Raw genomic sequence first — 10,333 nt, forward strand, 5'->3', positions numbered from 1 at the left:
GGCCCACGGCTGCGACTTCGAGACGGCCGCGCTCCGGGTCTTCAGCAACGCGGAGGTGATAAATTCAATATAATCCATAGGTATTTACTGCCTAATACAATTTTAAAGCTGCAAATATTGATTATTTCGTTGTTTAAAGCAGCGATCACCTCATATATCTCCAACCATAATGAACTAATTTTCCTCAGTTGTCCTAACCATGAATTGACTTATTAGCAATTACATAGTAAGGAGAAAATTAATTAACCTATAGAACCCCTGAGCGTATCTTGATAAATACCAAGTTTTTTTATCTAGGAGTCAGGAGACAGGAGACAGGAGACAACCCACCCCTAACCCCTCCCAGGAGGGAAGAGGGAAGAGGGAAGAGGGAAGATGTGGGCAGAGATAATACAAAAAATTCAACTCCTTGCTGATGATTTTTCCTCAAAATTGATGCGCGAAAAGACTTGACTACCATAATTATATAGATCTCAAATGGGTTCTATATAGCTATTGCAGGTAAAGTTCTATCGACCGCCAGTAGTAAATGTAATTGCATTTATAGCAGAAGAAAGAAGGAAGAAGGAAGAACCAAGAAGGGAAATTCTTGCTTTGTCTGAGTTTTAAGCTTTTGATCTGTCCGCGCCCTTTGCTTCGACTGCTATAATAGTTTGGTAATAGTAGTAAAAACTACTATCTCCATAATACCTGTCAATATTTATTTGATTGTAGTGGACTGTTTCAACTAAAATAATGCAATAGGAAATTGACGCTTAGATTGCTTTCCTATGGTCATGCTCCGCAAACATTTCGCGGAGCGTTAACGGAGTTATGCGCCAGCAAAACGCAATGACAATTCTAACGCACTACTTTAGATAAAACAGTCAACTACTCAATCTTTTTTATTTTGACTTTTGATTTTTGACTTCTAACTTTCCTGAGTACAAGCATCATAAATTCTTTGACTATTTTCACTTAGATCGCCCAACCATTTTTGTCTGACTCTTCGAGCTTTTTTATCATTAGCAAGAAAGTCATTAACATACCTCTTCCAACTAGAATTTTCTTCTCCTCCAGGAAGTATAAAGCCATAACCTGCACAAAAAGGACGGCCATTTTGCTGAGGAGTGAGTAAATTATAATCTTCCCCTAACTCAGAGTTCAGTATAAATAATGAACCTAACAAAAGAGTTCCATCGCTGGCAAATCCATTAATTTCACCATCCAATAAAGCTTTTACCCCTTGTTCTCTGCTTAAATATTTATTATCAATTCGTTCATCAGGATAACTTGTTTTAATATCATTTTCATTGGTTGTATTCCTAACTACACCAACTACCCCCTTACCATCCTTCAAATCTTGTTCTTGGGTTTCTTTTTTGACTAAGATTTGTGTTGCTGTAATAAAAAAAGGTGTAGAAAAACTAACGCCGTATTTTTCTTCACGTTCAGCACTAATAGTATTAGGACCACACTCCAAATCTACCTGACCACTTGTTACCATATCCCAACGACTTTGGGTAGTTGATGTAACTAATCTTACCCTAATTGGGTCTAGTTGGTTGGCACTCAGACGTTCAGCTAAAGCATAGGCAATATCTATACAATACCCTGTCCATTTTCCGTCATTTCTGTAGCCAAACCAAGGAGAATCTCCTCTAACTCCTACGAATATCAGCTCTCTTCTAATGATAGTTTCCTCTGTTTGTGTGTGACTGATTTTTGCTGGAAAAATAGTCCCTAGGAATGCCAACCATAAAAAAATCAGAATTTTTAGTTTTTTATTCATTTTTCCTCGTTTGAATAATTAGAATAATTAAACCGCTTCTACTTTGAAAACTATAGTTTTTCTGCCAATACTTCGAGATTGCTTCCTTACATCGCAATGACACATCGGAATAATTAGAAACTTCAGGTTTCAACATGGACGAGGTTTAGAATCTCCAAGTAGCTCGAGTAACAAATACTGAAATTGGGTCATTTCGATCGTCATGCTCTGGTTGTGTTTCGATAAAAAAACCGGATGTTACATCTATATTATTTGACATTCGATAATTGTAGAAAATTTGAAATTGTATAGAGGTATCTGGGTCATCTTCACCATTGTCAATATGTGTTACTTTTGGTTGTTGACCAACCGAAATACCTAAACTTCCATTTTCAAACACTAAGTCATCTATAGCTACTGTCACTGCCCAATTCCAAATATCTGCTTCATCCCCTTCGCGATCGCCTGCTTCTGCTTCAGCATTGCTATAACCAACCCAACCAGAAAAAGTAAATGGTGCCCAGCGATAGCTAGTTTGGAATCCAAAATGGTCTGCTGAAGTTGCCACTCTGCCAAAAGGTCGTTGAGCATTTCTGCTACCTGTAAAACCTGCTACATTAACTAAATCTGCTGTATAATATGCTCTTACATAAGCAAAAGAAAAATCAAAATCTACGGTTGGTGAAACTGTTAACTGAGCATAAGCGCTATTTGTACCGTTAAAAAGTCCACCACCTTCTCTTGGATCGTTAACTCTTCCTGTACCACCACCAGGACCACCTCCCAGATAAGCAACATCTAACCTAAAATTATCGTTAATTTGATAACTATAACCTAAACCAGCACCGCCTACTTGAATATAAATGACGGGGTTGTAAAAAGCGAACAAGGCTATACTTCCTGTATTACCACTGAGTAGTTTGGGATTAAGAGCAGGAGCCATCAAATCGAAGTCAAGTCCAGCAGCTCCTATATAAAGACTCATTTTCGTGTTGAGGGGAAAAATATAGTATACTTCTGTTAATCGCGCTATGTCATTAGGTGGAGAACCTGCGCCTATGAAAGTATGAGCTGTACCTGTATTTACTCCAGGTAAGTCTCCAACTCTTAGCCTAGTTCTCAGGAAGTCTAGACCTGTAAAACTGGTATCAAAGTTCAATGTTACGGCATGACCAAAGCCTAATTGACTATCATCGGCACTTACAGTAGCACCGTCTTTACCATCATTACCGAAAGCATCATAAAGGGCCATAGTTACTTGCCCTTTTAGTAATGTTGTGGTAGAAAACTGATTAGCTTCCAGGATATCTGTTCGTGTTTCTAGAGCATTCAGGCGGGATTTAGTATCGGCTATTTCGACGGCAAAATCTTCTTGTAATCGTTGGCTTTTTGCTAAGTCTTCTTGGGAAATATAACCTTCATTGAACTCTTCAATCAGGCTTTGAATAACTTGTAAACATTCGTTAAGATTTGCTGCAAATTCGTAACGACTGATGGCTCTATTGCCACCAAATGTAGCATTTGGGGAAGCCAATAGACAACCATAGCGTTCTGCTAATCCTTGTAAGGCACTATATGCCCAATCTGTGGGTAGAACATCACTAAGTTGATTGACAGAGTTAACTCGTTCTAGGGGCGGAGATATTTCGGGAGGCTGATCGAGTCGATTGTATTGTTCTATTTGTCCTAAGGTATCATCATTTTTCTCTGTAACAATATTTGTTTTTTTTTGGTCTAACTCTTCAAGTGATTTCGATGTCTGTGGAGGTTGCTTGAGTGGATTGTATTCCTCTATTGTTTCTAAAATCTGAGCAGTTTGGTCAAGACTTTCACTTGATTGTTGTTTCTTGGCTTCACTACTTGGAGTAATAGACAAGACAAATCCTATGCCTAAAATGAATGGGAATACTGCACCATAAAACTTACGTCCCATATTTTTAGTTTAATAATTTTACTGGAAGTACAAAAAACATTATTATGTTAATATGGTTTGTAACTTTGTTAAGTAAATATTTATATTAATTAGGCTGTAGGTGTTAGGTGGTACATCGTAGGTGTAAATTCAAGAGCTAATACTGGAAACAGATCATGAATTTGGGATATTTCTTCAATAACCCTTAAATATAAAATTTTGATTATGCTTAATTATCTTGACATGATATAAGTACTTTTTGGGCATTGCTGAGGGGGGGATGAATATAAATGGTAAGTGGGGGCAGGCATCCTGACTATCCCGAAAATATCAGGAACGGGAACGGGCAAGATGCCCATCCCACAAAACTATTAAAATCATCCCGTATTTATGCAACGCCACTTTTTGAGTTATTACCAACTGTCTTCTGCCTTTTTCCTTCTTCCCTCTTCCTTTTTTAATATGAATGACTCATCACAAAAATACTATATTATCAAGAAACTAGAGAAAACCTGTGAAATTTTGCCTAGTACACAAGTCGAACAAAAAAAAGACCCCGACGTTATAGAAACATGGGGTCCATTTAATACTGTTGAAGAAGCGATCGCCCGTCGTGTAGGATTGATTCGAGCAGGAAAATGTCAGCCAGAATAATTAATATAATTAATTTATCAATCTACTTTGTTGTTGACTGAGCTTTATTATTTTGGAGTTTTGCAATCTCTTGATTCAAAATTTCCAATGCTTTTGCATATTGAGGATCGTCAAGAGTACCTATTTTGTCGCGACTTTTCCGCAAAGCTTCTTTTTGTTCATCTGTCAGAGAGATTTCTACATCTGGTTTAATTCCCTCATGGTTAATATCGCGACCGCTCGGGGTGAAATATTTAGCGATCGTCACTGCTAACCCTGCACCTTTACCCACACCACGCACTGACTGCACCAACCCTTTACCAAATGTCTTAGTACCTACTAATGTCGCCCGTTGATTATCTTGTAGAGCACCAGAAAGAATCTCACTTGCACTTGCCGAACCTCCATCCACCATAATCACCAATGGTTTATCTGTCAAAGACCTATTAGTAGCCTTTTGGCGATCGGTAACACCACTACGGTTTACAGTAGAAACAATATCTCCGCGTTCGAGCCACATCCGAGCAATTTCTACGCTAGCATAAAGTAAGCCACCAGGATTAGAACGTAAATCTAAAATATAACCCGATACATTCTGAGTCTCTAACTCATCTATGGCCTCTCGCATTTCACCAGCAGCATTAGCACTAAACTGATTTAAGCGGATATAACCAACTTTACCCAGAGAACTGTCTTTCTGAGAATACTTTACGGGATGAATTTCAATTTTTGCTCTAGTAATAGGAAAGTCTATTTCCTGACCTTCTCGTTTAATGGTTAGAGTTACTTGAGAACCGATAGGACCGCGGATCAAACTTACTGCCTGATTTATATCCATTCCCTCAGTGCTTTGACCATCTATTTTGCTAATAATATCTTTAGCTAGAATACCTGCTTCAAAAGCCGGGGTATCTTCTATTGGTGAAATTACTACTAATTTTTTTGTATCCTGGTCTTGGGTTAGTTGAATACCTACACCTGTGAGTTCTCCAGAAGTGTCAATTTGCATATTTTTAAACTCTTCCGGGTCCATGAAGCGGGTATAAGGGTCTCCTAGCTTTTCTAGCATTTCCCTAATTGCATCATAAGCTTCTTCATCAGTTGTATAAGTTTGATCGAGATATTCAGTGCGAGTAGCTTTCCAGTCTACTTGATTGAAAGTACCATCAACATAAGTTTTATCAATAATTTGCCAAACTTGGTCGATTAATTCTTTAGGGTCGTTATTATTTAATGATGCTTGAGAGGAAAGATGAATACCAGCGCCTATGACAGTAACGCCTGTTAACATCAATGCTGTTGCACCAAGAATTAGCCCACGTTTTGCTATAACCATTTGTTTGTTGAATTAATTTAAACAATAATTACCATCACTACTATTATGCCTAATTTAGCATAAGTAATATAATGCTTGTAGCTAGGTTTTTGATATCTAAAAATCAAGCATGGAGAAGGGAATCAGGTAAATCTTCATCAATAAATTTAGGATATTTAAAGGGAATACTTGATTTTTTTCTTATGGTGTATGTCTAGAAAAAAATATTCTTATCTAACTTTAGGAGCTTGGTCAAACTTCAGCACTAATACCTTATTAACAGATATAAAATTATGAATATTTATAGCAGTCGAAGCAAAGGTTAAGATATATCAAAAGCTTAAAATTCAGACAACACCAGATTTTTCCTTCTTCCTTCTTGCTTCTGCTATAACTGTTTATTTCCCTAGTATTACTAGAGGTGTGCATCGATAATTCTTTTTTTACTCTCCTTAATATAAATTTAGTGTTAACCATTTTTTGGGGGTATATAAAATTATGATTTATTTATACAGTTCTTGAATGTTATTTTTAACTATCTCTGCTAAAAATAATATTAGGCTCACTCTCATCTATTAATTACAGCAGTTTTCGAGTTGATGAGGTACAAAGTTTTATCCTTTTAGGGAACAGCGGTGCGACCCCACGTCGGCGACAGACGTATTTGGTAGCGCACTCGGTATGAGGGAACATAGGAATGAATAAAAATTATAGATTAGTCTTAAACTGTACCTCACGCTTCCTAAAATTTTCTGTACAAGCTTTTCTAGTTAAAAAAAATAGTAGATTTATTTCCAATATTCCAACTAAAACATTGATATTTTATCTGTATCCAAATTAACTAATTTAGATTCTTATTAGATTCCTCATACCCAACAAGAAGAAAAGCCCCATCTATCAATTGTTAATTTAAAAAGCGTTTCAGTCCGGAATGCTCCGCTTTTTCCTACGGAAATGCTGAAATGCTGAAATGCTGATCGCTAGTTAACCAAGGAGTGTAATTAAGAATACACTCCCACTCCCAATTAAATGTTAATTATAAACTAGGGTTCAACCCAACGCCCATCAGTTTTAATTAAATTAATTAATTCTTCAACACCTTGAGACTCAGGGACTTTTTTAATTTCTTCCCGTCCACGGTATAAAGAAATATACCCTGGTTGCTTACCTACATAACCATAATCTGCATCTGCCATTTCTCCAGGGCCATTAACAATACAACCCATAACAGCAATGTCCAATCCTGTTAAGTGTTTTGTTGCCTCTCGCACTTGATGCAGAACATTTTCTAGATTAAATAGAGTTCGGCCACAGGAAGGACAGGCAACATACTCTACCATTGTTTTCCGCAGACCCAAGGCTTGAAGAATACTGTAGCAAACTGGAATTTCTTTTTCGGGTGCTTCAGTTAAAGATACGCGAATTGTATCCCCTATTCCGTCTGCTAAAAGTGTACCGATACCAGCAGTAGACTTAATCCGACCATATTCTCCATCACCTGCTTCAGTTACACCCAAATGAAGAGGATAGGCCATACCTAGTTCGTCCATCCGCTTTACCATTAATCGGTAAGCAGCAAGCATGACTGGCACCCGCGATGCCTTCAGAGAAATTACCAAATTGTAGTAGTCTAAGGATTCACAAATTTTAATAAATTCCAGAGCGGACTCTACCATGCCTTCTGGAGTATCCCCATAAGTAAATAGCATTCTTTCTGCTAAGGAGCCATGGTTAACTCCAATTCGCATGGCTTTATTTTGGTCTCGCAAAGAAATTACTAAAGGTTCGAGGGTTTGGCGGATTTTTTCACCTATTTCCTCAAATTCTGCTTCGGTATATTCGTTTCTGCCAGATTGAGGTTTATCGAATACATATAAACCAGGATTAATCCTGACTTTATCAACGTGCTTGGCAACTTCTAGAGCAATTTTCATACCATTATGGTGAACGTCAGCTACCAGTGGTACGGGTTTGTAGGTCTCTGTTAATTTCTGTCTAATCTCTGCTAAGGATTTTGCATGGGCCATACTGGGAACGGTAACGCGGACTATTTCGCAACCAATTTCATGTAAACGACGAATGGCAGCTACGGAACCGTCAATGTCAAGGGTGTCTTCATTGATCATTGACTGAACTACGACTGGATGGCCACCACCGATGGTTACATTACCTACTTTGACGGGGCGAGTTTTTCGCCTATGGATAGTTGTGTCAAAGGCGGGTTGATTTGCAGAAGTTTTGGTTGGGTTGGGTAGAGTTTGCATAATATATCGTTATATTTCTGTAGCGAAAGGCTCAGTAATAGATTTTGTCCTATATTCAGATTGCCACATAATTTGTCAATCTTATTAGTCAAGAGTCTAAAATTAAAAGTCATATGAATATTTAAAAAAAGCAAGTGGCAAAAAGCAAATTGCAAATATGAAAAATGCTAGTTTGGATCTTTTATTTTAAGCTCTATTTATTCCTTTAGTAATTATATTTATAGGTTCTATTGCTAAGAAATTAGCAAGAGGGAAAGGTTGGGAAAGACAAGATTTATTTTGGGGAATAGAACTTACCAATGGATAATTGATAATTAATCCCCAAAAGTTTAAAGCCTCTCCTTTTAAGGAGAAAAAAAATCAGATTTCCTTATATTCAATTCCGTTCCATAACGGTTTTAACCAGAGGTAATTATCCATTATTCATTATCCATTATTAATTAATGAAGTTATCTTCTATTTCTGGAGGTTTAACACTATTATTTGACTCTAATATTAATGCTGATGAGGCTCAAAAAGCTGGACTATTTATTACCGAAAATTTAAGGTATAAAGCCTCTCCATTCATGGATAAAAAAGAAAAAAATCCTTTTAGCCAATCTTCTTATTTACAAGAAGATGTAAGAGAGTGTTTGTAAACTAAAGATTAAGACGGCCAGAGTGCTTAATATTCGGTGGGTTACGGCGGAAAGTTAAATTTTGTTACGATTCATAGTTATTGTCGCCTAACCCACCCTACGCCTGGATTTAATATTCCTTTTACAAACAGTCTCTAATAATTAATAATTAATTATTAATTGTTGAAGATATCTTTTGGGCTTTTTATCTACGTTTTAAGTTTGCATCAAGAATGGCAAAACACAACACCAAGAGAAGAATCTTTTTGGTTGATTTTCTTTTCTAATATAATAGGTATAGGATTAATGACTTTATTTGTGTTTGGGATTAAGAGATAACAATTTTAGTTATGAAAGAAGAAGCTAACGACAGTTATCAAAAAAATGAGGCAGCATTTAGTAGAGAAAATGAAAATACTTCTACAACAATAGCTAGTACAGCAATGGTTACAGCATCTCTGATTGGAGCGGGAATAGGGGTAATAGCTGCATCAACTCCTATATTAGGAGCTGCTGCAATAAGTGCTGGAGCAGCTTCCGCACTGAAAATTATTCAAAGAAGGGGAAAGGAAAGAAAAGCGACCCAATAATTAGAGGAATAATGATAGTGATATTAAGTCTTATAGAGTATTTATAAGCAAAATATTAAGGGTCAAATATCGTAATGAATTTACATTCATGGCTAATATTCAATAATTAATACAGGACTTACCGAATAATGAATAATGAATAATGAATAATGAATAATTAAGAGTTGATAGTTAATAATTATTCATTCAAAAATTCAGGTTTAAAGCCTCCCCTTTTAAGGGGATAAAATAAAAAAAATCCTTTTAGTCAATCCTCTTCTTTTAAGAAGAGGTAATTATTAATTGTTAATTGCTGAACGATGAGGTACTAAAAACTAGGATTTGAGTGTGAGATTGTTTCCCTGTGGGTGGCAATGATAAAAATTTGTTGTAATTCGTAAGTCCTATAATAATTAGGGTTTGCTGAAAAAGTCTTTTTGCTCTTTGTAGGGAGTAGGGAGTAGGGAGTAGGGAGTAGTTAAGAGTCAGGAGGAATGGGAATTATAGAGGAGGTAGAAGTAACAATTATCTCTTAATTTTTCTGTCCTACTAAACTTTTTCTGCTAACTTTTTGCACCTTTTTGACCTAAAAGCTTGTACAATTTGGCGACTAAAAATTGCTAAAAGCAATATCAGTCAATGCTTTCAGATTTATTCAGCAAACCCTAATTACTTCTCTTTAAAAGAAGAGAGTCAATTAAAGTGATTTTTTTCTCTTTTTTATTCTGAAAAAGAGAGGCTTTAAAATTTAATTATTTGGTAAAAGTCCTAACTTTTTGATAACTATAGTGTTTCTATTTGAAATGTCAATCTAGATTTAGTTTTTTTCTTATAGAAAAAGCACGCCGTTCGAGTACCTTATATCCTTATATTTGCTACTCTTTAATGCTGTGTTCCCTCCTTTAATATTCCCTATTCCCTATTTCGTAGCACGTTTGTCTCCACATCCCAGAGCAAAACACTATATCGAGACTTTAGTCAAAAACATCTAGAAAATAAACTCAAAAATTTATACCAATTCCCATGCATTAATGCTTAATTTAGGTAAGACTTCAGTTATTAAGTAATTAAAAATAGCAGAATAACTTTTTTGCTAATTAGCAGCTCAGTTAATGTTAATTATTCATATCTTTAACTTCCCCTCCTGGGAGGGGTGAGGGGTGGGTTCCCTACTCCCCTACTCCCCTACTCCCCTACTCCCTTTATTCCCTATTTCTTCAGTTACAAAATTATCATAGTCAGCTTCAACTTGCTGCGCATATTTAAAAGCTAT

The 10,333-nt window shown here is 36.3% G+C and carries 8 protein-coding genes; 4 read left to right on the top strand and 4 right to left on the bottom strand.

The annotated features are described in order from the left end of the window. Positions 1-269 precede the first annotated feature (269 nt). Positions 270-416, top strand: coding sequence for a hypothetical protein (locus F6K13_RS05600; protein WP_161565022.1), 147 nt, complete (start codon positions 270-272; stop codon positions 414-416). Between the two features lie 494 nt (positions 417-910). On the opposite strand, the gene F6K13_RS05605 is transcribed toward F6K13_RS05600, so the two are convergent. Both F6K13_RS05605 and F6K13_RS05610 read right to left on the bottom strand, forming a co-directional pair. After that, complete coding sequence (locus tag F6K13_RS05605; RefSeq protein ID WP_124155133.1) at positions 911-1,771, bottom strand: amino acid ABC transporter substrate-binding protein; 861 nt, start codon at positions 1,769-1,771, stop codon at positions 911-913. A gap of 145 nt (positions 1,772-1,916) precedes the next feature. Continuing rightward, positions 1,917-3,683: an iron uptake porin gene (locus tag F6K13_RS05610; RefSeq protein ID WP_124142848.1), complete on the bottom strand. Its 1,767-nt coding sequence runs from the start codon at positions 3,681-3,683 to the stop codon at positions 1,917-1,919. Positions 3,684-4,184: 501 nt separating this feature from the next. Between F6K13_RS05610 and F6K13_RS05615 the strand changes: the two genes are divergently transcribed. Beyond that, a complete protein-coding gene (locus tag F6K13_RS05615; protein ID WP_345789240.1) occupies positions 4,185-4,316 on the top strand; it encodes a DDE transposase family protein in 132 nt (43 codons plus the stop codon). Positions 4,317-4,338: 22 nt separating this feature from the next. Here F6K13_RS05615 and ctpC read toward each other — a convergent pair whose 3' ends face one another. Both ctpC and ispG read right to left on the bottom strand, forming a co-directional pair. After that, complete coding sequence (gene ctpC, locus F6K13_RS05620; protein WP_124155134.1) at positions 4,339-5,631, bottom strand: carboxyl-terminal processing protease CtpC; 1,293 nt, start codon at positions 5,629-5,631, stop codon at positions 4,339-4,341. A 1,022-nt stretch (positions 5,632-6,653) separates the two neighbouring features. Beyond that, positions 6,654-7,874: a (E)-4-hydroxy-3-methylbut-2-enyl-diphosphate synthase gene (ispG, locus tag F6K13_RS05625; protein ID WP_124142845.1), complete on the bottom strand. Its 1,221-nt coding sequence runs from the start codon at positions 7,872-7,874 to the stop codon at positions 6,654-6,656. Positions 7,875-8,317: 443 nt separating this feature from the next. Between ispG and F6K13_RS05630 the strand changes: the two genes are divergently transcribed. Beyond that, complete coding sequence (locus F6K13_RS05630) at positions 8,318-8,512, top strand: hypothetical protein (RefSeq protein WP_124142844.1); 195 nt, start codon at positions 8,318-8,320, stop codon at positions 8,510-8,512. A 329-nt stretch (positions 8,513-8,841) separates the two neighbouring features. Further along, positions 8,842-9,081 (top strand): hypothetical protein, encoded by a 240-nt coding sequence (locus F6K13_RS05635; RefSeq protein WP_124142843.1) that lies wholly within the window; start codon positions 8,842-8,844, stop codon positions 9,079-9,081. The last annotated feature ends 1,252 nt before the right edge of the window (positions 9,082-10,333 follow it).

The sequence above is a fragment of the Okeania sp. SIO2B9 genome, assembly GCF_010672505.1.
GTDB lineage: Bacteria > Cyanobacteriota > Cyanobacteriia > Cyanobacteriales > Microcoleaceae > Okeania > Okeania hirsuta.